This is a genomic window from Nocardia sp. JCM 38205 (genome assembly GCF_058222935.1).
In genome coordinates, this window is the sequence record NZ_JBYHFL010000001.1 from 344472 (window position 1) to 365856 (window position 21385).

The 21385-nt window shown below is 68.6% G+C and carries 21 protein-coding genes; 13 read left to right on the forward strand and 8 right to left on the reverse strand.

From position 1 onward, the window contains the following. Positions 1-232 precede the first annotated feature (232 nt). The 3 genes from gntA to AC4HOU_RS01620 all read right to left on the reverse strand — a co-directional run bounded on the left by gntA (position 233) and on the right by AC4HOU_RS01620 (position 2378). Entirely contained in the window at positions 233-922 is a 690-nt protein-coding gene (gntA, locus tag AC4HOU_RS01610; protein ID WP_163811064.1) for a guanitoxin biosynthesis heme-dependent pre-guanitoxin N-hydroxylase GntA, read from the reverse strand. Between the two features lie 371 nt (positions 923-1293). Then, positions 1294-1500 carry a DUF397 domain-containing protein gene (locus AC4HOU_RS01615; protein ID WP_490724036.1) on the reverse strand — a complete coding sequence of 69 codons (207 nt, stop codon included), beginning with the start codon at positions 1498-1500 and terminating at the stop codon, positions 1294-1296. Then, positions 1497-2378, reverse strand: a complete 882-nt coding sequence (locus tag AC4HOU_RS01620) for a helix-turn-helix domain-containing protein (protein WP_490724037.1) — start codon at positions 2376-2378, stop codon at positions 1497-1499. Before AC4HOU_RS01620 ends, AC4HOU_RS01615 begins: the two co-directional genes overlap by 4 nt. Positions 2379-2812: 434 nt before the next feature. On the opposite strand from AC4HOU_RS01620, the gene AC4HOU_RS01625 reads away from it, so the two are divergent. The 5 genes from AC4HOU_RS01625 (at position 2813) to AC4HOU_RS01645 (ending at position 8534) form a co-directional block, all read left to right on the forward strand. Then, positions 2813-3091, forward strand: coding sequence for a hypothetical protein (locus AC4HOU_RS01625; protein WP_194992207.1), 279 nt, complete (start codon positions 2813-2815; stop codon positions 3089-3091). Between the two features lie 104 nt (positions 3092-3195). After that, positions 3196-4386: a serine hydrolase domain-containing protein gene (locus AC4HOU_RS01630; RefSeq protein ID WP_490724038.1), complete on the forward strand. Its 1191-nt coding sequence runs from the start codon at positions 3196-3198 to the stop codon at positions 4384-4386. Positions 4387-4454: 68 nt separating this feature from the next. Next, a complete protein-coding gene (locus AC4HOU_RS01635; protein WP_163811052.1) occupies positions 4455-5249 on the forward strand; it encodes a CPBP family intramembrane glutamic endopeptidase in 795 nt (264 codons plus the stop codon). Between the two features lie 17 nt (positions 5250-5266). Continuing rightward, entirely contained in the window at positions 5267-6052 is a 786-nt protein-coding gene (locus AC4HOU_RS01640) for a MerR family transcriptional regulator (protein WP_490724039.1), read from the forward strand. Between the two features lie 94 nt (positions 6053-6146). Then, positions 6147-8534, forward strand: coding sequence for a serine/threonine-protein kinase (locus AC4HOU_RS01645; RefSeq protein WP_490724040.1), 2388 nt, complete (start codon positions 6147-6149; stop codon positions 8532-8534). A 57-nt stretch (positions 8535-8591) separates the two neighbouring features. On the opposite strand, the gene AC4HOU_RS01650 is transcribed toward AC4HOU_RS01645, so the two are convergent. Then, complete coding sequence (locus AC4HOU_RS01650) at positions 8592-9131, reverse strand: VOC family protein (protein ID WP_195019446.1); 540 nt, start codon at positions 9129-9131, stop codon at positions 8592-8594. Between the two features lie 231 nt (positions 9132-9362). On the opposite strand from AC4HOU_RS01650, the gene AC4HOU_RS01655 reads away from it, so the two are divergent. Then, positions 9363-9695 (forward strand): hypothetical protein, encoded by a 333-nt coding sequence (locus AC4HOU_RS01655; protein WP_195019447.1) that lies wholly within the window; start codon positions 9363-9365, stop codon positions 9693-9695. Here AC4HOU_RS01655 and AC4HOU_RS01660 read toward each other — a convergent pair. Then, positions 9651-10913: an ATP-binding protein gene (locus AC4HOU_RS01660; protein ID WP_194991544.1), complete on the reverse strand. Its 1263-nt coding sequence runs from the start codon at positions 10911-10913 to the stop codon at positions 9651-9653. The two genes, AC4HOU_RS01655 and AC4HOU_RS01660, sit on opposite strands and share 45 nt — an antisense overlap. 80 nt (positions 10914-10993) lie before the next feature. Here AC4HOU_RS01660 and AC4HOU_RS01665 point away from each other — a divergent pair, with 80 nt between their 5' ends. Next, the gene (locus AC4HOU_RS01665; RefSeq protein WP_490724041.1) at positions 10994-11767 is read left to right on the forward strand and encodes an acyl-[acyl-carrier-protein] thioesterase; all 774 of its coding nucleotides are present in this window, start codon (positions 10994-10996) and stop codon (positions 11765-11767) included. A gap of 50 nt (positions 11768-11817) precedes the next feature. On the opposite strand, the gene gnd is transcribed toward AC4HOU_RS01665, so the two are convergent. After that, positions 11818-13263: an NADP-dependent phosphogluconate dehydrogenase gene (gene gnd / locus AC4HOU_RS01670; protein WP_194991542.1), complete on the reverse strand. Its 1446-nt coding sequence runs from the start codon at positions 13261-13263 to the stop codon at positions 11818-11820. A gap of 116 nt (positions 13264-13379) precedes the next feature. Beyond that, entirely contained in the window at positions 13380-14018 is a 639-nt protein-coding gene (locus tag AC4HOU_RS01675; RefSeq protein WP_228815087.1) for a TetR/AcrR family transcriptional regulator, read from the reverse strand. Positions 14019-14168: 150 nt separating this feature from the next. On the opposite strand from AC4HOU_RS01675, the gene AC4HOU_RS01680 reads away from it, so the two are divergent. From AC4HOU_RS01680 to dmpG, 6 genes are read left to right on the forward strand one after another with little or no spacing between them, the layout of a single operon-like run. Next, the gene (locus AC4HOU_RS01680; RefSeq protein ID WP_490724042.1) at positions 14169-15038 is read left to right on the forward strand and encodes an alpha/beta fold hydrolase; all 870 of its coding nucleotides are present in this window, start codon (positions 14169-14171) and stop codon (positions 15036-15038) included. Continuing rightward, positions 15035-16054 (forward strand): VOC family protein, encoded by a 1020-nt coding sequence (locus AC4HOU_RS01685; protein WP_490724043.1) that lies wholly within the window; start codon positions 15035-15037, stop codon positions 16052-16054. Before AC4HOU_RS01680 ends, AC4HOU_RS01685 begins: the two co-directional genes overlap by 4 nt. After that, positions 16051-17772 carry a bifunctional 3-(3-hydroxy-phenyl)propionate/3-hydroxycinnamic acid hydroxylase MhpA gene (mhpA, locus tag AC4HOU_RS01690; RefSeq protein ID WP_490724044.1) on the forward strand — a complete coding sequence of 574 codons (1722 nt, stop codon included), beginning with the start codon at positions 16051-16053 and terminating at the stop codon, positions 17770-17772. The genes AC4HOU_RS01685 and mhpA overlap by 4 nt, the downstream gene beginning before the upstream one ends. Beyond that, positions 17769-18593 (forward strand): 2-keto-4-pentenoate hydratase, encoded by an 825-nt coding sequence (locus tag AC4HOU_RS01695; RefSeq protein WP_490724045.1) that lies wholly within the window; start codon positions 17769-17771, stop codon positions 18591-18593. The genes mhpA and AC4HOU_RS01695 overlap by 4 nt, the downstream gene beginning before the upstream one ends. Next, positions 18590-19525 carry an acetaldehyde dehydrogenase (acetylating) gene (locus AC4HOU_RS01700; protein WP_194991290.1) on the forward strand — a complete coding sequence of 312 codons (936 nt, stop codon included), beginning with the start codon at positions 18590-18592 and terminating at the stop codon, positions 19523-19525. The genes AC4HOU_RS01695 and AC4HOU_RS01700 overlap by 4 nt, the downstream gene beginning before the upstream one ends. Next, on the forward strand, positions 19522-20553 hold the full coding sequence (gene dmpG / locus AC4HOU_RS01705; RefSeq protein ID WP_194991289.1) for a 4-hydroxy-2-oxovalerate aldolase: 1032 nt from the start codon (positions 19522-19524) through the stop codon (positions 20551-20553). The genes AC4HOU_RS01700 and dmpG overlap by 4 nt, the downstream gene beginning before the upstream one ends. A gap of 87 nt (positions 20554-20640) precedes the next feature. Here the strand turns inward: dmpG and AC4HOU_RS01710 are convergent, their stop codons facing one another. Beyond that, on the reverse strand, positions 20641-21273 hold the full coding sequence (locus AC4HOU_RS01710) for a TetR/AcrR family transcriptional regulator (protein WP_490724243.1): 633 nt from the start codon (positions 21271-21273) through the stop codon (positions 20641-20643). Positions 21274-21385 lie beyond the last annotated feature (112 nt).

Consider the following 21385-nt stretch of genomic DNA (forward strand, 5'->3'; position numbering starts at 1 on the left):
GACGCCCGCACGCAACGGACCAGCCGTGGGTGTCCGGCGCGATCCGAATGAGCACCGACTCGATCACCCAGTGTCGCCGGGCACGTCGATACCGCCGGGCAGATCGTCGCAGCGCTGATCGCCAGGCCCTCGGCGCCCGCGAATCCCGCAGGCACCGGCGGACCGGCGAGACGTCAAGCTGGACGCTCTTGCCGCTCGCCGATAGTGACGTCGGCCGCGCGACCGGCTCGGGTCAGCCCTGGGCGCCGGCCAGTTCGCGGTCGTGGGCGGCGGGGCGGGCGCTGAACGGGCACTGCCAGTCGGCGGGTTTGGGGCGGCCGGAGTAGCGGCGGGCTTCGGAGAGCTTCTCGTATTCGAGCAGGTTCGGGTTGATGTCGCCCTGCAACGCGATGTCCTGTTTGCGGATCTTCTCGGCGAGGCGATCCCACATGCCCGCGGCCTTGATCCGGCCGAACTGCTCGTGGGAGTTGAACGCCAGCATCGGGAACGGTGGGCGGCGGCCGTAGCGGCGGTGGGTTTCGTGCAGGCCGATCACGAAGAACGGGTGCCCCGCCACGCTGTAGCCGAACTCGCCGGACTGCGGGTCCGAGGAGTAGCCGGGTGCCCAGGCGTACGTGTCGGCGTCGGCCTCGTGCAGCAGCTGCAGGTGCTGCCACAGCAGCTCTTCGAAACGCAGTTCGTCCACGCCCCGAGGCTGCTCGAAGGTGGCGATGAAGCTGGTGAACTTGCGTGCGCTCCACTCCGCCGAGCCGACGAATTCGGCCAGATCCGAGGCCATCAACCGCGCCGATTCCGCGCCGCCCATCACCTCGTAGTGGCGGTGGGTGATGCCGCCCTGCCGCCAGGCGGAGCGCCCCGCCAGACAGGCGAACCGGTCTCCGAGCAGAAAAGCCTCCAGCTCAGCCCGCGCGTCCGTCGTCAATCCCGGTGTTCCTTTCCAACCACGTGTCCCTCGATCGAGGGGGTAGATCATCGATTCCACGTGGCGAATGCACCCACCTCGACCGCACTGCGCCGGTGATCCTGTCAGCCGACCAGCAGGTTGCGCGAATCGGGGTACCCGGTACCGGGACGGGGTTGCCAGGTCGCAGGCCGGAAATGCGGGACGAGCATGGTCGGGATCACACCGGGAGGGGCCAACAGCTGCCCCACATGGTCCCGGCCTCCCGCCGCGAACCGCGCGCCACCACTCGCCCACCTCCGCCCGGCGGCCGTTCGTGCGGAGGCATGAACGGATGGGCCCGCGCCTCGCCAGGACTCACCGCGGATCGGGGCCTCGACCCGAACAGCGGATCAGGGGCGGTCGAACTCGCCCCGGGCAGCACCGCTCAGGAAGGCGTCCCATTCGGCCGGGGTGAACACCAGGGCGGGGCCGGCCGGGTTCTTGGAGTCACGGACGCCGACCATGCCGCCATCGAGGTGGGCGATCTCCACGCAGGCATCCGCATCCGCAGACCGGCTGCTCTTGAACCAGCGGGCACGGGTTAGATCAACGCTCACGCCTCGAACTCCTTCAGTATCTCCAGGATCAGAGACCTGGTGTCTTCTTCGTTCAACGCTACAGGTCGAAGCCTGTCCAGTGCGCCCTGATACCGCCTGGTTTCCGCCTCCCGCTCCAGATAAAGGTGCCCGGCGTACACCTCGACGAAAACCACCGGCGGCTCGATCATTCGGGACGATGGCAGCGGTGGGAAGTCGAACAGCACGAACGATCCGACTTGCAGTCCGATGTGCCCATCGGCTCGCAGAGGTATCACCCGAATTGATATATCGGGTCGGCAAGACGCATCGATCAGATGCCGCAGCTGCCTTGCCATGATGGGTCGGCCACCGACCTGGTGCCGGAGAACCGCTTCCGAGAGAATCACTTCCATCTCGAAACCGTCCTCGTCGAGCTTGGCCTGACGTCTGGCTGCGAGCTCGATCCTGCGCTCGACCTCATCGGTCGGCATATGTGGGTGGGCAACCCAGATCATGTCCCGGCGATACTCGCTGATTTGCAGCAGACCGGGCAGGAGGGTCAGCTGAAAGGTCGTGATTTTCTGCGCCGCATCCTCGAGCCCGAGATAGTGATCGAACGTCGGGGCGACCGGATAGCTCCTCCACCACCCGTTCCCGGCCTTCTTCGCTTCCTCGACCTCCGCCGCCAGCGTCAGCAACCGCTCGCGCTCCGCCGCGCTCGCCCCGTACTCATCGCACAGCGCGTTGACGTACACCCGCGACAACTTCGTCGGTAGCCCGTCCTCCATCCTCCCGATGGTCTGCGGCGACACCTCGATCGCCTTGCCCGCCGCCGTCTGACTCTTGCCCGCCCGCATCCGCAACCTGCGCAGTTCCCGCCCGGCCGCCCGTTGTGGGAGTGTCGACCCCGCTGCCATCTCGTTAGCCTCGCTATCGGATTGTTCGAATTATGGAACGCCCCGCCGTGGAACACATGGTCGTGGCCGGCCCACCGCAGAAATTGGGTGTCTCGACGTAAGAAACCCGATGATGGACATTCCAAAGCCATTGCGCGGCGTGTCTACTGAGCTCAGCTCCAGAGCGCCGGTGCGGGTCCGCCCCAATCGGAGCCCGGCTCTCGGGGCACACACCAACCGATGACGAGACCGGAGGTGCTCCCGATTATGAACGCCCTTCCCCCTTTTCGCCACAACGCCGTTCTCAGCATGTCCGTCGAGCTCGCCCACCGGGTGATGCAGGAGCACATCGACTGCCCGATCACCGTGTGCGCCATCAAATCTCAAGCGAAAACGTTACTGGTGCAACACAATCGGATGGCCCCGTCGAATCGCATGAAGTTCGGATACTAGCCGTGGACCGATTGCGCGAGATCGAAATCGCCGTACTCCGTGAAGTGATCGACGCCGTCGATGCCCGCCTCGACACCATCCCCGGCCTCACCATCCCCCGGTCCCAGGTGTACGCCGCGATCATCTACGCCGTCTTGTCCAGCGCCCGCAGCACCGGCCATTACGGCGCGGGCATGCTCGCCAACGCTCCCCTCCTCGATCGCATCCTCTCCGGCGCCGAAGGCACCGACCACGGCGCCACCATCCTCGCCACCCTGATAGACCTGAACGCCCTCGGCTAGGTGTGGTCCACATCACCGTTGCCATTGACCTCGGGTCAGGGTGGACGCTCCTCGCCACGGCACGAAGCCGACCGGGACACAGCGAAGTACAGGAGCACACCACCATGCCGAACAACCACAACGCCGCCACCGCCCTCGACCCCACCCGGGCGCACAGTGCGGCCATCGAGCCGAATACCGTTGCCGCGCAGGACCGCCCGGAGCTTCGGACGGCGATGGCGGAGATCGTCGATTCCGGGTTCGTCGGCGTCTCGGTGCGGGTGAACGACGAACGCGGCGAATGGGCAGGCAGTGCGGGGACCGCCGAACTCGGCGGGACCGCGAAGCCGCCGGTCGACGGGCACGTCCGGATCGCCAGCAACACCAAAACCTTCACCGCGGCCCTGGTCCTGCACCTGGTGGCCGAGGGCACGATCGGGCTCGACAGCCCCGCGGTGCACTACCTGCCCGAGTTCGCGCTCGACGAGCGGATCACCGTGCGGATGCTGTTGCAGCACACCAGCGGGATATTCAACTTCACCGGCGAACTCTACGACGACGGGACGGTGGTGCTCGGAATCCCCGCACCGGGCACCCCCTCGGGCGAGGAGTGGGTGGCCGACCGATTCAAGACCTATCGGCCGCAGGAACTGGTGGAGCTGGCACTGTCCAAGCCGACGCGGTTCGCGCCCGGGGCAGGCTGGAGCTACTCCAACACCAACTATGTGCTGGCGCGACTGCTCATCGAGAAGGTCACCGGCCGGTCCTTCGCCGAGGAGATGCGGCAGCGGATCCTGGACCCGCTCGGGCTCTCGGGCACCGTGGCGCCGGAGACCTCACCGGACATTCCCGAGCCGCACGCCCACGCCTACTACCGATGCACCGGCGACGGCGGGGAGCGAATCGTCGACGTCACTCGTCACAACCCCTCCTGGAACCCGTGCGGCGGCGACATGATCTCGACCACCCGGGATCTGCACACCTTCCTCTCCGCGCTGCTGCGCGGCGAACTGCTGCCGGCCGACCTGCTGGCGGAGCTGTGCACGCCGCACCCGACCGGCATCCCCGCCATGGACTACGGCCTCGGGGTGTTCATCCGGGATCTTGGCGACGACGGCGGCATCGTGATCACCCACAACGGCGCCCACGCGGGCTACGCGACGCTGATGTACAGCACCCCCGACGGCGCCACGACCATGACCGCGGCCCTGACCTGTGTCGACGATTCCGCCATGTCCATCGCGGTGCCGTTCCAGAACGCACAGCAGCGGCTGCTCGCGGCGGTGTTCGGTGGCCGCCAGCGCCGCGTCCACTGAGTAGCCGGCCCTGGCGGCACCGAGCTCATCCGGCTCGGTGCGGCCACCTACATGGAGGAGTTCTCGTCATGCACACCTCGGCAGACACACGGGCGGGCGGGCTGGTCGAGCGGCTACTGGGCGACCGCCACTGCCTGCCGCTGTCGGTGACTTTGCATCTCGCCCCCGGCGTCCTGATCGTCGCCCTCTATCTGCTGGTCGCGGAACCGTTCGTCGCGGCCATCGGTTTTCCGGCATTTCTGGGATGGGCGATCGCGTTGTGCCTGGTCCTGATTCCGGTCCTGGCCGGGTTGCTGTGGCTGGGCCGCCGGCGCAACGGCCGCGTCTCATTGCGCGGCGTGCTGCAGTACACGGGCAGACCCGTCCCGCGCGCGAAACTGGTGCCGATGGTCATCGCACTCATCGCCTGGATGATGGTGCTCGGGCTGGCGCTGGCACCGCTGAACAACGCCTGCAAGCGCTTGTTCACCTGGCTGCCGTACGCGAATACCGGTGGCAGCGGTAACAACACCTACCTCGACCTGGACGGCTATTCGTACTCGACGCTGCTCACCACGATGGCGATCTGCCTGCCGCTCACCGGAATCGCCCTGCCGCTCATCGAGGAGTTGTACTTCCGCGGTTTCCTGCTGCCCCGTATCGCCCATCTCGGCGGTTGGGCGCCGGTGTGCAACACGGTGTTGTTCGCGATGTACCACTTCTGGTCACCGTGGGTGTTCCTCTCGCGGGTGATCTTCACTTTCCCCGGGTACTGGCTGGCATGGCGGCACAAGGACATTCGGCTGTCGATCGGGATGCACGTCGGCGTCACCTCGCTCGTCGCGACGTCCGGCACGGCCGCCTTCGCGCTCGGCCTCACCTGATGCGGGAGGCTGAGACCATGCGAAACGGAGTCACGATCGGGCAGGCGGCGGCCTTCGTCGGCGTCACCGTGAAGACGGTGCGCCACTATCACAAGCTCGGCTTGGTCGCCGAGCCGCAACGCGACAGCTCCGGATTCCGGCGATACGGATCGGCCGAGTTGTTACGGCTGGTGCGGGTGCGGACGCTGGCCGCGGCCGGGGTGCCGCTGGCCGACATCGGGCCCATGCTCGCCGCCGACGCGCCATCCTTCGCCGCCGCGCTCGCCGACGTGGAGGCGAAGCTCACCGCACGGATCGAGGAGTTGATCGCGCGGCGCGCCACGCTGCGCCGCTTCGCCGACGGCGACCGGGCGCTACTGGGCGACCGCGCCGTCGCGCTGCTGGAACGCATGTCCGACCTGGCCTTTCCGGCCGGCGAGGTGGCCGCCACCCGGGAGGGCTGGGTACTGGCCAAGGCGTTGGTCCCCGGAGGCTTCGAGGCGTACCTCACCGATGTCGAACAGGCGCTCGACGATCCCGGCTACGTCGCGCTGATCCAACGCGCCGCCCACGCCGCGGACTGGGAACCCGACGACCCCCGCATCGACGAGCTCGCCACCGCGATGGCCGAGCACTACTTGGCCAACCCCGCCCATCTCAACATCGTGACCGGCCTGCAAGCAGGCACCGAGGCCGCGACCCGATACCAGCTGATCGCCCACCACGGCGAGGAACAAGGATCGGCCACCGCACGGGCGCTCGCGCTGGTGGAAGCCAAGCTTCGCGCCGCGGGTGTGCGAATTCCCCGGCCGGACACGCACTGACGCGCACCGGGATATGCGGCAAGCGCGGCAGCCGACGACTCCCCCGGTATACGGTGTGATCGTTTCACGGATCGCATAGCGGAGGTAACCAGCGGTGGGGGCTTTGGAGCCGGGGTCGGTGTTCGCGGGATACACCATCGAACGCTTACTCGGGGTGGGCGGCATGGGCGAGGTGTATGTCGCCAGGCATCCGCGGTTGCCGCGGTCGGATGCGATCAAGGTGCTCGCGGCGCAGTTCACCCGGGACGAACAGTATCGGCGGCGATTCGAGCGGGAGGCCGACCTGGCCGCCTCGCTCTCGCATCCCGGCATCGTGAGCGTGCACGACCGCGGGGAGTTCGACGGGCGATTGTGGATCTCACTCGCGCTGATCGACGGCGTCGACGTCTCGGCGCTGCTGGCGACCGCGCCGGGCGGGCTGCCGGCCACCGAGGTGGCGCGGGCGATCGCGGAGGTCGCCGACGCACTCGACTACGCGGGTGCGCGCGGACTCGTCCACCGGGATGTCAAGCCCGCGAACATCCTGCTCGCCAGGACCGGCCACTACCTGCTCACCGATTTCGGTATCGCTCGCATGGGTCCGGAGAGTTCCGACCTCACCGGAACCGGAATGACGATCGGCACCATCGCCTACGCCTCGCCCGAACAGATGCAGGGCCTGCCGGTCGGACCACGATCGGACCAGTACGCGCTGGCCGCCACCGCCTTCCATCTGCTCACCGGTACGCAGCCGTTCACCGGGACCAGCCCGGTCGCGGTGATCATGGCGCACGCGCAACAGCCGGTACCGAGCGTGCGTGAGCGGCGGCCCGACCTCGCGCCGCAGGTCGATGCGGTGATCGCGCGGGCGATGGCGAAGAGTCCTGAGCATCGTTTCGCGACCAGCCGGGAGTTCGCGGCCGCCCTCGGACAGGCGCTGGCAGGGTCTGCGCCGCAGCATGCCATCCCCGGCGCGGCGAGCGACCGTTACGCGCCGACGGTGGCCAACCCGGCCGGTGGTGCGTTCGCCCCGGCCGCACCTGCCCGGCCACCGGCCGCCGGGCCCACTCCTGCCGTGCCGCACCGACCGCCCGGCTCGGTCGGTGCGGGGTCACGATCGGCGCGACCGCACCGGATTCCGCTGGTGATCGCCGGGCTGGTCGTCGCGGTCATCGCGACCATCGGCGCTGTCGTGGGCATTCGGGGGTATCTGCACGATGCCGGCGCCGAGGAAGCCGCGCAGCTGCCCCGGCGCCCGGTGACACCGATCCTGCCGGCACTCGACAAGCGCCCGGATGAACCGGTGTGGACACTGCAGGAGATTCCCGGGCCGCCGGGCTCGAGCACGCTGAGGGTGTCGGCGGTCGGCGGCGATTCCGAGATCGTGCTGTTCACCCGCACAGTCCGATCGCCGGAGGCGGACTGGGTCGATTACCTCGACATCGTCGACGCGAAGACCGGCAGGCTCGTCGACGGCACCGCGCCCATCCTCCTGGACGACACCGAATCTCACCTGGTCGGCTGTGTCGTGAGCCCGAACCACGCGGCCGTGGCCTGCGACCTGTCCGGCCCCACGGACACCGTCCTGGTGGTCGATATCGCGGCGAGCCGGATCATCGCGACCGTGCCCGCCACCGGCGACGTGTACAGCCTCACCGCCGCCGGTGACCGGTTCGTCTTCGTCGACCGCCCCGACGACCCACTGTCACCGCTGCTGCGTGTCGTCGGGCTGGACGGCCGCGAGCTCGCGCCGCTGAGTGGCACCGATATCGCCGCGACCACACCGTCCGGGCAGCCACGCCATGCCATCGACGTGTTCGGACTGGCCCGGCTGGCCATGGTCACCTCCGCGCCCGATCCGTCGAACCCGTTGTCGAAGTGGGAGTTCCGGGTGATCCGCCTCGACGACGGTGCGGAGATCCTGCGACGCGAGAGCGCCGAACAGTTCGACGACACGTGGAACGTCTTCATCGACGGCTTCGTCCTCGGCGACGGCGATGCACGCGGGATCTACGACCGCAACGGCACCAAAACCGCCGACCTGCCCGCGGGCTGGCGCCCGAGCCAACACCCGTACTACACCCAGCGGGGCCCGGTGGAGACCTCGGTGCCGATGGCCATCAAGACCAATGGCACCACGACCACCTACGCCGGCATCAGTCCGCGCAATGGGATCGTGCTCTGGGAGCAGCAGTCCTACAGTGGCGACGATCGGCCCGAACATCTGCCGCTGCGCGGAGTCGGAACGCTGCTGGCGACCTACGGGTCGAGCCGGGTGGTGGACGCCTACACCGGTGAGTATGTGATCACCGGCGCCATGTCCGACGACGGCACGCTGCTCGGCACCGACGGCAGCCGAGTCGCCATCGTCACCGAATCGTCCAGCGCGGGCAACAGACTTCAGGTGTGGGACAGCGAAGGGCAGGTCTGGGAAATCACCAGTGAGCAGACCGCGGTAGCGGTCGGCGACAAGATCTACCTCGGGAATCTGCGGCTGTTCTGACGGCGGCCGCACCGCTGCGTCGCCCGGCCTCGGCGCATTCTGCCGGCCCGGGGCTGTTCACGAACCCCGTTGCGCGGCATCACGTTCCGCGATCCGGGCCCACACAGACGGATCGGTGCGCGGACCACCCTCGGTATCCGCGCCGTAACGCTCGATCTCGGCGTCGATATCCAGCGGCCCCGTCAACGAGGTACCGGGACGCAACGCCTCCTCGACCCGTGCATCGGGCACCAACCAGCACACCTCGAACTCGATGCCGTCCGGGTCGCGGCCATAGAGCGCCTTGGTCGAACCATGATCGCCGGAACCGGTGAGCGCACGCGCCCCGGCCAGCTTCGTCCGCATGGCGGCGAGCTCGGCCAAGGTGTCGACCTCCCACGCCACGTGGTACAGCCCGACCGAACCGGGCGGTGCGGCCGCGGCGTTGCGCGCCTGGAACAGACCGAGGTCGTGATCGTTGGCCGAACCGGCGTGCCGGAGGAACGCGCCGCCCGGGAATCCGGTGGGCAGCCGTTCGAAACCGAGGACGCCCTCGTAGAAGGCGAGACTGCGCTCCAGATCCGACACGTACAGCACGACATGATTGATTCCGCGCATGCCCGGCCTCCTCGACCGATCGTTCCACCGTCTCCGGCGCGCCGTCGACGCGCGGACACCCCGTTCCCCTTCCATACTCCCCCGGCCTCGCGTTTCACCACGCATCGCCTCCCGAAGATCGGGATCGCCGTCCACCGGACGACTGTGGGTACTTCACCTCATTGCCGAGCACCGGCCGAATGGGCCGTTCACCCGATGCGGCAGCCCCGGCCCCGGCCCTACCGTTCGGATATGAGCACTGCGACAACGAACCGGTACGCCTCGGGGACCGCCTACCGGACACTGAGGGAATCAGACCTGGCGGAAGCGGATTCGATCTTCCGCCTTGCCTTCGGCACCTTCATCGGACTCCCCGATCCGATGACGTTCGCCCAGAGCGCCGACCTGGTGCGCACCCGGTGGACAGTCGATCCGAGCGCCGCCTTCGCCGCCGTCGTGGACGGCCGATTGGCCGGCTCCAATTTCGGCACCCGCTGGGGCAGCGTCGGGGTCGTCGGCCCATTGACGATCCACCCCGAATTAGGGCATATCGAGGTCCGACCAGATCCGCGCCGCGGTCCGTAGCGCCGGGAGCGCCGCGGCCGGATCGTCTTCGGCCAGGTGCAGCGCGCCGCGCGCGTAGGCGGCGCAGGCCCGCACCGCCGGACCGAGATCGGCCAGCGCCTCCAGCTCGGCCACCACCTGCTGCGCCTGCGCGTACTCCCCCGCGGCCAGCGATAGTTCGGCCAGGGCAGGCAACAGTTTCGCGCGGGCGAGGCGATCGGCGGGCCGTTCGGCCAAGGCTCTCGCCAGCCCCGCCGCCGCGGCGTCGGAGCGTCCCTGCGCGGCGCGCAGCAAGGCCATCCCGGGCTGGACTTCGCTGCCGTATCGGCCGGCGTGCGCGAACGCCTCTTCGGCGCCCGCGAGATCGCCGACAAGTCGCCGGATCTCACCAACCTGGTACCAGGCGCGGCCCGCGTCCATCGCGACGGTGCCGTTCTGCTCCCGGCAGGCCAGCCGGGCCTCGCGTTCGGCCTCGATCCACGACCCGTGCAGCCACAGGATCACCGCTCGGTGCATCCGGCACGATCCCGACATCGGCGTGCCGACCAGACGCGAACCCGCCCACTGCTCGAACGCCGACGTCCACGCCTGCGCCCTGGCGATATCGGAGATCGCCTCGCAGACACTGATCGAGCTGCAATAGATGCCCGCACTGAGCAGCGGACTGCGCACCTCACCCGAGACCACGGCGAGCATCGCTTCATCGAGCAGAGCCACAGCGGACGCGATATCGCCGAGGGCAGCCCGGGCCCGTCCCTGCTGGTGCAGACCGTAATCGACCAGATCGCGATCGCCGTAACGTTCGCCGAGCGCGGTGACGCGGCGCCCGAGTTCCAGCGAGAGGTCGAGATTGCCGGCGAAGTAATTCGCCTCGGCCTCGGCCAGGCACACATAGCCGTGCGCCGCGCATTCGGGTTCGGCGGCGAGCAGGCGCTGCGCGCGGGCCAGCCACCCCATGGCCGCGGCGATATCGCCGTGCAGACTCAGCACGAGGTGGATGCGATAGGCACACAGTGCGGCCTCGCGGTGCGCGCCATCATGCACGTACTGCGCGTACAGCCCACCGCGCAGGTCGACGCTCTGCTCGGTGTGCCCGAGCAGGTGGGCGCATTCGGCGAGGATCTCCTGATCCGCGGCGTCGAGCTCGCCGGTGTCGGCCGCCCGGCCCAGCACCGCGTACGCCTCGTCCCACGCGGCGGCGCGGAATGCGGTTCGGCCTCGCTCGACATCAGCGACCACACCAACACGGTCCCCCTCGCCGCGCGTGCACGCAAGGGTCGCCGGCGCTACGCTGGCCCGCGACCTGCGAAAGGAGCCGCATGAGCACTGCCACTGCCGACCGGCTGGCCCAGATCGCGTTCCCCCTGACACCGTGCCCGGACGAGAACCGGGCCTTCCACGAGCATTGGCCGGTACGCCTCGGCGACACCGACGGCGAGGAGCGGCTACGGCTCGACGCGGTCGCGCGGTACCTCCAGGACATCGGCTACGACCACCTCCAGGTGGTCGACGACGGCGATCTGCATCCGGGCTGGATCGTGCGCCGCACCGTCATCGATGTGCTGGCACCCATCGAATTCGGTGACCGGGTGCATCTGCGGCGCTGGCCCTCGGCGCTGTCGAACCGGTGGTGCAATATGCGGATCCAGGTCCGCAGCGAGAACGGCGGCCTGATCGAGACCGAGATGTTCCTCATCCACGTCGATATCGAGGCCGGGCGCCCGGCCCGGATGACCGACCGCTTCATGGCGCCGATGCTCGCCGCCACCGATCAGCACCGGCTGCGCTGGCGGCCCGCGCTCGCCGAACACACCGGCGCGGACGGCGAGGTGCGGCCGTTCCCGCTGCGGGTGACCGATGTGGATCGCTACGGCCACGTCAACAACGCGGTGCACTGGGAGGCGGTCGAAGAGGCCCTCGCCCGATACCCCGACGCCCCGGCCCCGCCGTACCGGGTGATCCTCGAACACGCCGGGCCCGTCATGGCCGGCGACGAGGTGCAGATCCGCTCCTGGCAGAGCCGCGACGGACTGCACGTCCAACTCGAAGTCGACGGCAGCGCAAGGACATTGGCGCGCATCGAACGCGTCTGAGCCGGACAGGAGGACGGAGCGGACGTGCCGCCGCTCCGGCCTCCCCGCCCTCAGCTGGTCTGGATCTCGCTGCGATCCCCGCTCCACAGCGTGTGGAACTTGCCCTCGGCATCGATGCGCTCATAGGTGTGCGCACCGAAGAAATCGCGCTGGCCCTGGGTGAGGGCGGCGGGCAGGCGTTCGGCGCGCAGGGCGTCGTAGTAGGACAGCGACGATGCGAACGCCGGCACCGGGATGCCGAGCAGGGTCGCGGTGGCGACCACTCGGCGCCAGCTGTCGATCGCGGTCTCGATGGCCTCACGGAAGTAGGGGGCCAGGATCAGGCTCTCCAAGTTCGGGTTCTCGTCGTAGGCCTCCTTGATCCGGTTCAGGAACCGGGCCCGGATAATGCAGCCGCCGCGCCAGATGGTGGCCAGATCGCCCGGCTTCAGACCCCAGCCGTACTCGGCGCTGCCCGCCGCGATCTGATCGAAACCCTGTGCGTAGGCGACGACCTTGGAGGCGTAGAGCGCGCGGCGGATGTCCTCGGTGAAGGTCTCCACATCGGTGGGCTTGTCGGCGAGCGTGCCCGAGGCCAGGCCCTTGGCGGCGGCACGCTGGGCACGCGAACCGGACAGCGCGCGGGCGAAGACGGCCTCCGCGATACCGGTGACGGGAATGCCCAGATCGAGGGCGGACTTCACCGTCCAGCGGCCGGTGCCCTTCTGCTCGGCGGCGTCCACGATGACGTCGACCAGCGGCTTCCCCGTCTTGGCGTCCACCTGGTTCAGCACCTCGGCGGTGATCTCCACCAGGTAGCTCTCCAGATCACCGGAGTTCCACTGGGTGAACACATCGGCGATCTGCTTGGCATCGAAGCCGAGCGCCTCGCGGAACAAGTGGTACGCCTCGCCGATGAGCTGCATATCGGCGTACTCGATGCCGTTGTGCACCATCTTCACGAAATGCCCTGAACCGTCCGGGCCGATGTGGGTGCAGCACGGGACGCCGTCGACCTTCGCGGCCACCGATTCCAGCAGCGGCCCGAGCGATTCGTAGGACTCGGCGGGCCCACCCGGCATGATCGACGGCCCGTTGAGCGCGCCTTCCTCACCACCGGAAATGCCCGCGCCGACGAAGTTGAGCCCGCGCTCGCGCAGCGACGCCTCGCGCCGGATGGTGTCGGTGTAGAGGGCATTGCCGCCGTCGATGATGATGTCGCCGGGCTCCATGGCCGCGGCCAGTTCCTCGATGACGGCGTCGGTGGCCTCACCGGCCTTCACCATGATCAGCACCCGGCGCGGCTTCTCCAGCGCCGCGATCAGCTCCTCGATCGACTCCGTGCGCACGAAATCACCATCACCGCCGTGCTCGGCCAGCAGGGCGTCGACCTTGGCGATACTGCGATTGTGCAGGGCGACGGTGTAGCCGTGCCGCGCGAAGTTCCGGGCGATATTGCTGCCCATGACCGCGAGGCCGGTGACCCCGATCTGTGCGCGCGCGGTGGGAGATGTCATCGGCGGGTTCTCCTTGTCGATCGAGCTCGATATCGTTCACCGCAGTCTAGGCAGCGCGCCGGCAGGCCCCGGCTGCGCGTTCGATCCCGGGACGGGCAGCTCACGGCCGGGCGTGGTCAGAGTTCCGGAATCTCGGGTAGCGGGCCGGAGCTGAGGCGTTGGGCGGTCCGTTTGTTCATGCCGAACATGCGAAGCATCCGGTAGGTCATCTCGTCGGAGAGCGCGTCGGCGTCGGCGGACGGGTCGGCGTCGAGCAGTTGCAGCAACCCCAGCATCGCGCCCCCGGCTGCCATCACGGCCAGGTCCGGATCCATCGGTTCGAAACGGCCGGCCTCCTGGGCCGCGGCGATATCGCGGCGGGCGCGCGGGGCCAGCCCCTCATCACGCATCATCACACCCATGCCGCTGTTGAGCACCACGCGCACCATCTCCGGGATGCGGCGCTGGAGCCGGCCGGTCATCCGGAAGCTCACGGCGAACACTTCGGCCGGATCGTCGTAGCGGGCGACGATGCCGTCGCGCAGCTCGCTGTAGGCCTGGAGCGCGGAGCGCACCGCCTCGTCGAACAGCTGCTCCTTGGAGTCGAAGTGGTTGTAGAAGGAGCCGAAGCCGACGTCGGCGGCGTCGGTGATCTCCTGAATGCTGACCGCCGAGCGCCCCTCGGACAGGAATGTGCGGGCCGCGGCCAGCAGCGCGTTGCGAGTGCGCTCGCGGCGGCGGTCGGTGCGGGTGCGCACGGTCGATTCGCCAGTCATTCTCACCTCTCCCTGCATCTCATCCCGTCGAACCATATCTGAGGGTTTCGTCAGTAGCGATCACCAGTTGTTGATGAAATCATCAGAACACCTTGACAAGGGATTCCATCGTGCCTGATGATTTCATCATCAATGGTCTGGAGGTCTCGGGTGACGAAACCTGATATCGGCGTCGAAGCCGGGCGAACGGCCCGGGTCGGCGACCGCGACATCTACTACACCGAATCCGGCTCCGGCCCGGTCGTGGTGCTGCTGCACGGCGGCGGCCCCGGCGCCTCCGGGATGTCGAACTACGCACGCAATGTGGCGTCGCTGGCCGGCCGGTTCCGGGTGATCGTGGCGGACATGCCGGGCTACGGGCGCTCCACCAAACGCATCGATCAGTCCGATCCGTTCGGCGATCTCGCGGCGGCGGTCGGCGGATTGCTCGACGTCCTCGACGTTCCGAGCGCCCATCTGGTCGGCAATTCCTACGGTGGCGCGGCGGCGCTGCGACTGGCCATGGACCGGCCGGAGAAGGTGGATCGGCTGATTCTCATGGGTCCGGGCGGGGTGGGCACCACGCGCGCGCTGCCGACCAAGGGCCTGCAAACGCTGCTCGCCTACTACGGCGGTGCGGGCCCGAGCCGGGAGAAGCTGGCCACGTTCCTGCGGGAATACCTGGTCTACGACGCGAGCGCGATCACCGACGACATGATCGACCGGCGCTACCGGGACAGCATCGATCCCGAGGTGGTCGCGAACCCGCCGCTGCGCCGCCCGTCTGGACCCACCGCGTTGCGCACGCTGTGGCGGATGGACTTCACCCGGGACGCCCGGCTCGCCACAGTGAACCACCCGACCCTGGTGGTGTGGGGCGAGGCCGACCAGGTGAATCGGCCGGCCGGCGCGCGCATGCTGGCCGAACGCATGCCCAACTGCGACGTGTACATGGCAGCGCGCACGGGGCACTGGGTGCAGTGGGAGCGCGCCGATCTGTTCAATGAGCTGGCCGCGGCCTTCCTCGGGGAATCACGATGACCGCCTTCCCGCATCCCGGCTCGGTATTCGGCGCGGTGCATCTCGGCTACCTCGAGGTGCGGTCACAGAGGCTCACCGAGTGGGACCGATTCGGCAGATCGGCCATCGGCCTGCACGTCGACCGGCTCGACGGCGACACGCTGCGGTTCCGGCTCGACGACCGCGCGTGCCGCTTCCTGATCCGGCAGGGCACCGACGAGGACGTGACGGCGATCGGCTGGCAGGTCGACGACCACGAGACCTTCGACCGCATTCTGGCGCGGCTCGCCGATCGCGGCGTGCCGATCCGGGAGGGCACCGGCTTGGAGGCGGCGCTGCGCGGGGTGGAGCGATTGTGGCGGTTTCCCGGCCCGAAGGGCATCGCGACCGAGATCTTCACCACCGCCGTCACCACGGCCGAACCGTTGCGGATGCTCAGCTCCGGCTGGGTGACCGGGGAGGCCGGGATGGGGCATGTGGCGATCGTGTCGCGGGAGCCGGAGGCGATGCACTCCTACTACCGCACGCTGTTCGACTGCAAGCTCTCGGATTTCATCGACGAGAACATCTCCGGGCTGCGGATGCGGATTCGGTTTCTGCGGGTCAACGAACGGCATCACTCGATCGCGGTCGCGAATATCCGGGGTATCACGATCGATCCGATCCGCACGCGGGTGCAGCATGTCAATATCCAGTCCGCGACGCTGGACGACATGCTCGCCGCCTACGGCCGGGTCACCGATCTGGGTTTCCGGATGGCGTGGTCGGTCGGGCAGCACACCAATGATCGTGAGCTGTCGTTCTATTGCGTCACGCCCTCGGGATTCGAGCTCGAGGTCGGCTGGAACCCGGTGGTAGTCACGCCCGAACTCGACGCCGCCTGGCAGGCCACGACCTACCAGGGCATCAGCACCTGGGGCCATCACACCGTCTCGGCAGGTCCGCTGGAGCGGCTTGCCCAGCTGCGCACCGCGGCCGCACGCCTGCGCACACCGGAGATCACTGTTCCCGAACTCACCGGAAGTACAGCCAGATGAACGAATTCGATCACGAGGTGGTGATCGTCGGCCTCGGTCCCACCGGCCTGACGCTGGCCAATCTGCTCGGTCGCCATGGCATCGATGTCCTGGTCCTCGAACGCGAGCCGGAGTACTACGGGCTCGCGCGCGCGGTCTACACCGACGACGAATGCCTGCGGATCTTCCAGACCGCAGGCGTCGCCGACGAGATCCACGCCGAGATGAACCTCGATTCCACCGTGCAATGGGTACGCGGAGATGGACGGGTCCTGGCCCAGTTCAACCAGATCGAACGGCCGTTGAGCTGGCCGGTCACCAACTTTCTCTACCAGCCCTATCTGGAGAACAGCCTCGAGCGCGCACTCGAGCGGTATCCGCACGTCACGGTGCGCCGCGGCCGTGCGGTCACCGGCTTCGAGCAGGACCGCGCCGGTGTGGTCGTCGAGCACGCCGAATGCCTCGGCACCGGGTACGGCCGGCATCCGGCCGAACTCGAACCGGGCAGCACCGAGCGAGTGCGGGCGAAGTTCCTGGTCGGCTGCGATGGCGGTCGCTCGGTGGTGCGCACCCAGCTCGGAATCGACATGTCCGGCACCAGCTTCCCGGAACGCTGGCTGGTGGTCGACCTGAGGGCACGCGACGGCGTCGACGCGTTCCGGCACCTGCCGTACTTCGACTTCGTGTGCGATCCGGAACTGCCGATCGTGTCCTGCCCACAGCCGGACCGCCACCACCGCTTCGAGTTCATGCTGCGGGCGGATCAGACCGGGCAGGAGATGGAGGACCCGCAGACAGTGCGCCGCCACATCGCCCGCTACGTCGATCCCGACGAGGTCGAGGTGCTGCGCAAGCTCGTCTACACCTTCAACGCCGTGGTCGCCGACCGCTGGCGCGCGGACCGGATCCTGATCGCGGGCGACGCCGCGCACATGACTCCGCAGTTCATCGGCCAGGGCATGAATTCCGGTGTGCGCGATGCGGACAACCTGTCCTGGAAACTCGCCGCGATCCTGCGTTTCGGGGCCGATCCGGCGATTCTGGACAGCTACGAAAGCGAACGCCGGCCGCATGCGAAGGCGATGATCGACCTGTCGGTAGTGAACAAGAACGTGGTTTCCCTGCGTAATCGGAGACTCGCCGCGGTGCGCGACGCGCTTCTCGCGACCACGGTGCGGATGCCCGGTCTCGGCGGCTGGATCCGCCAGGCCAAGTTCAAGCCTGCACCACGTTTCCGTCGCGGCGCCTACCTCGGCCTGCCGCGCCGGGGGCTGCGCGGCATCGAGGGCGGGTTGTCGCCGCAGCCGCAGGTCCGCAGCTACGACGGACGTCACAGCCGCCTCGACGACCATCTCGGCCTCGGATTCGCCGTGCTCGGTTACGGCACCGATCCGCGCGGCGCCTTCACCGCCACCGACCTGGACGTGCTGCGCGCGCTCGACACGCGGTTCGTCTCGGTGTACCCGCTCGGCGGACGTCCGCGGGGCAAGCCGGGCGACGGTCGCGACGACGTGGTCGACCTCGAAGACCACACCGGCGCGCTGATGCGCTGGTTCGGCACCGCGAAGCTGCGACCGGGCGGAGTGGTGCTGATGCGCCCGGACCGGTTCGTCTTCGGCGCCGCCACACCGGAACGGACCGGTGAGCTCGTCGCGGCGCTGCGACGGCAACTGCACCTGTCCGCCACTATTTCCGACCGGGAGCCCGCCGCGTCCATCCGCGCAGAGGAGAACCGATGAGTTCGACCGTGGCCCGATACCCCGTCGGCCCCACCGTCCTGGCCGCCGCCGAACGCCTGCACGCTGCCACCAGGACGGGAGTGCCCACATCGCCGGTGCGCGACCTGATCGGCAGCGATGACGTGGCGGCGGCTTACACGGTGCAAACCCTCGGAGTGCGGCGCAGGCGCGCGGCCGGGGCTCGGGTGGTGGGGCGCAAGATCGGGCTGACCTCCCCCGCCGTACAACAGCAGCTCGGCGTGGACCAGCCCGATTTCGGCGTGCTCTTCGCCGATATGCAGGTTCCGCAGACCCCGGCCGCACTACGGCCTCCGCTGCTGCAACCGAAAGTGGAAGCCGAGCTCGCCTTCGTGCTCGCCGCCGATCTCGACCGCGACGATCTGGATGCGCACAGCGTGCGCGAGGCGATCGACCATGCGGTGGCGGCACTCGAGATCGTCGACAGCCGCATCGCGCACTGGGACATCAGTTTCGGTGACACGGTCGCAGACAACGCATCGAGCGGCTGGTTCACCCTCGGGCAGCCCGCCCTGACGCTGAGCGAGTTCGAACCGCGCGAGATCGCCATGCGGATGAGCGTGGACGGCACGCTGGTCTCCGAAGGAACCGGTGCGGACTGTCTCGGGGATCCGCTCGTGGCGCTGGCCTGGCTGGCGCGCGCCGCCCGTGAGTTCGGTGATCCGCTGCGAGCCGGGGACATCGTGTTATCCGGTGCGCTGGGACCGATGGCGGCACTGTGTCCGGGCACCCTGGTCCGCGCGGAGATCGGCCGCGGCGCCGAGGTCGTCAGCTCCGTCGAATTCACCTGGGAGAACGCATGAGTCGTACGAAGGTCGCCGTGATCGGGTCCGGCAATATCGGCACCGATCTGATGATCAAGGTGCTGCGTCTGTCGCAGCGGCTCGAGATGGGTGCCATGGTCGGAATCGACCCCGAATCCGATGGGCTCGCCCGCGCCGTGCGCCTCGGCGTACCGGCCACCGCCGACGGGGTGCAGGGGTTGATCGCCATGCCAGGGTTCGACGACATCGAGATCGTCTTCGACGCCACTTCCGCTCGCGCCCATCACGTCAATGCCGCCGCATTGGCCCCGTACGGTAAACGGTTGATCGACCTGACCCCCGCCGCACTCGGACCGTTCGTGGTCCCGCCGGTGAACCTGGCCGCCCACCTCGACGCCGCCGACGTCAATATGGTGACCTGCGGCGGGCAGGCCACCATCCCGATCGTGGCCGCCATCAGCCGCGTCACCGAGGTGCCCTACGCGGAGATCGTCGCCAGTATCGCCTCGAAATCCGCGGGCCCTGGCACCCGCGCCAACATCGATGAGTTCACCGAGACCACCAGCGCCGCCATCGCGGCGGTCGGTGGTGCGCGGCGCGGCCGGGCGATCATCGTGCTCAATCCGGCCGACCCGCCGCTGATCATGCGCGACACCGTGCTCGCGCTGATCAACGACACCGATGGTGGTGCACCGCAACGGATTCGGGAATCGGTGCGGGAGATGACCGATGCCGTCGCGGCCTATGTGCCCGGCTACCGGCTCGTGCAGGACATCCAGATCAGCGAGGTCGGCTCGGATGTGCGCACGCTCGTCGGCGCCGACCCGGTGACCCATCAGGTGTCGGTGTTCCTGGAAGTCGAAGGCGCCGCCCACTATCTACCCGCGTATGCGGGCAACCTCGACATCATGACCTCGGCCGCCCTGCGCGTGGCCGAGCAGCTCACCGCCGCACCGGAGCCGACCCGATGACCACCGTCTTTCTCCAGGACGTCACGCTGCGCGACGGCATGCACGCGCTGCGGCACCGCATCACGCCCGAGCGCGTCGCCACCATCGCCGCCGCACTCGACGCCGCCGGGGTGGACGCGGTGGAGGTCGCCCACGGCGACGGGCTGGCCGGCGCCAGCCTCACCTACGGTCCCGGCAGCCATACCGACTGGGAATGGCTGGAAGCCGCCGCAGGCGTGCTGACCTCTGCCCGGTTGACCACCCTGCTGTTACCCGGCGTCGGCACCGTCGCCGATCTGCGGCGCGCCTATGACCTCGGCGTGCGCTCGGTACGGGTGGCCACCCACTGCACCGAAGCCGATATCTCCGCCCAGCACATCGGCCACGCCCGTGACCTCGGCATGGACGTCTCCGGGTTCCTGATGATGAGCCATATGAACACTCCGGCCGGGCTGGCCGAGCAGGCAGCGCTGATGGAATCCTATGGGGCGCAGTGTGTTTACGTCACCGATTCCGGTGGCCACCTCACCATGGACGGTATCCGCCGGCGGGTGCGCGCCTACCGCGACGTGCTCGATCCGGCCACCGAGATCGGGGTGCACGCGCATCAGAACCTGTCACTGGCGGTGGCCAACAGTGTCGTCGCCGTCGAGGAGGGCGTCGCCCGCGTCGATGCCTCACTCGCCGGACTCGGTGCGGGCGCAGGCAATACCCCGCTCGAGGCGTTCGTCGCCGTCGCCGACCTCACCGGCTGGAAGCACGGCGCCGATCTGAACGCGCTCACCGACGCAGCGGACGACCTGATCCGCCCGCTGATCGACCGGCCCGTCCAGGTCGACCGCGAGACGCTCACCCTGGGCTACGCCGGGGTCTACTCCAGCTTCCTGCGGCACGCCGAACGCGCGTCGGCCATCCATGGCGTCGAAGTGCGCGCCCTGCTCACCGAAGCCGGACGACGCGGCCTGGTGGGCGGGCAGGAAGACCTGATCGTCGACATCGCCCTGAACCTGAGTTCGGCGGCCGGCTGCGGCAACCCACCACCTGAGTGAGACCGGTTTCCAACTCGCACACGTCGGCGGCACCGCTCCGCCGGCTCCCCCGGCCGGGCTTGCCGGTACGCGGCTGAGGCCGCCGGGTCAGCCGGGCTGGGCGGCCCGCGTCACGATGTCGCGCTGGGCGGCGATGGCCGAACCCATCCAGCGCCGCAGGTAGGCGCGCAATTCGTGCTCGGTGCGCGGCGGGTTGCCCGGGGACACCAGGAACGAGTGCATGGTGCGGAGGACGAATTCGACCAGTTCTTGCAGGGCGGGTTCGTCGTAGCCGTGGCGGGCCCAGTCGACGTCGAAGCGGTGGATCATCGTCATACCGAACGACTTGGCCTGTACCGAGGTCATGCTGTCGGGGTCGATGGTCGAGTACGAGCTCGTCAGCACGATGGCCAGGTGCGGGGTGCGGCGCACGTCGGCCAGGGTGAACAGAGCGGCTTCGGTCATCGCCTCGGCCGGATCGTCCAGGCCGGCGACGTGGGCGGCCAGCCGGTCGAGGAATCCGTCGACCGAGGCGACGGCGGCTGCCGTCAGCAGCGATTCGGCGCTGGGGAAATAGCGGTAGACGGTCTGGCGGATGACTCCGAGGGCGTCGGCGACATCGGCGATGCTGACCGCCGCACCGGTGCGGCCGATCAACTCCACCGCGGTGGCGACGATGCGCCGGTGCGCTTCCTCGTCGTCTTTCGGCGGACTCCCGCCCCATCCGCGTCTGCGCGCCACCGAGCGGACATTACCACCGCCGTGTCCGGGTCCGGCGATCTTCACAAAGTAATCATACAAGCGGATGCTTGGTTGTATGGTTACGTGCAGAGCGCTGCTCCGCGCAGCGACC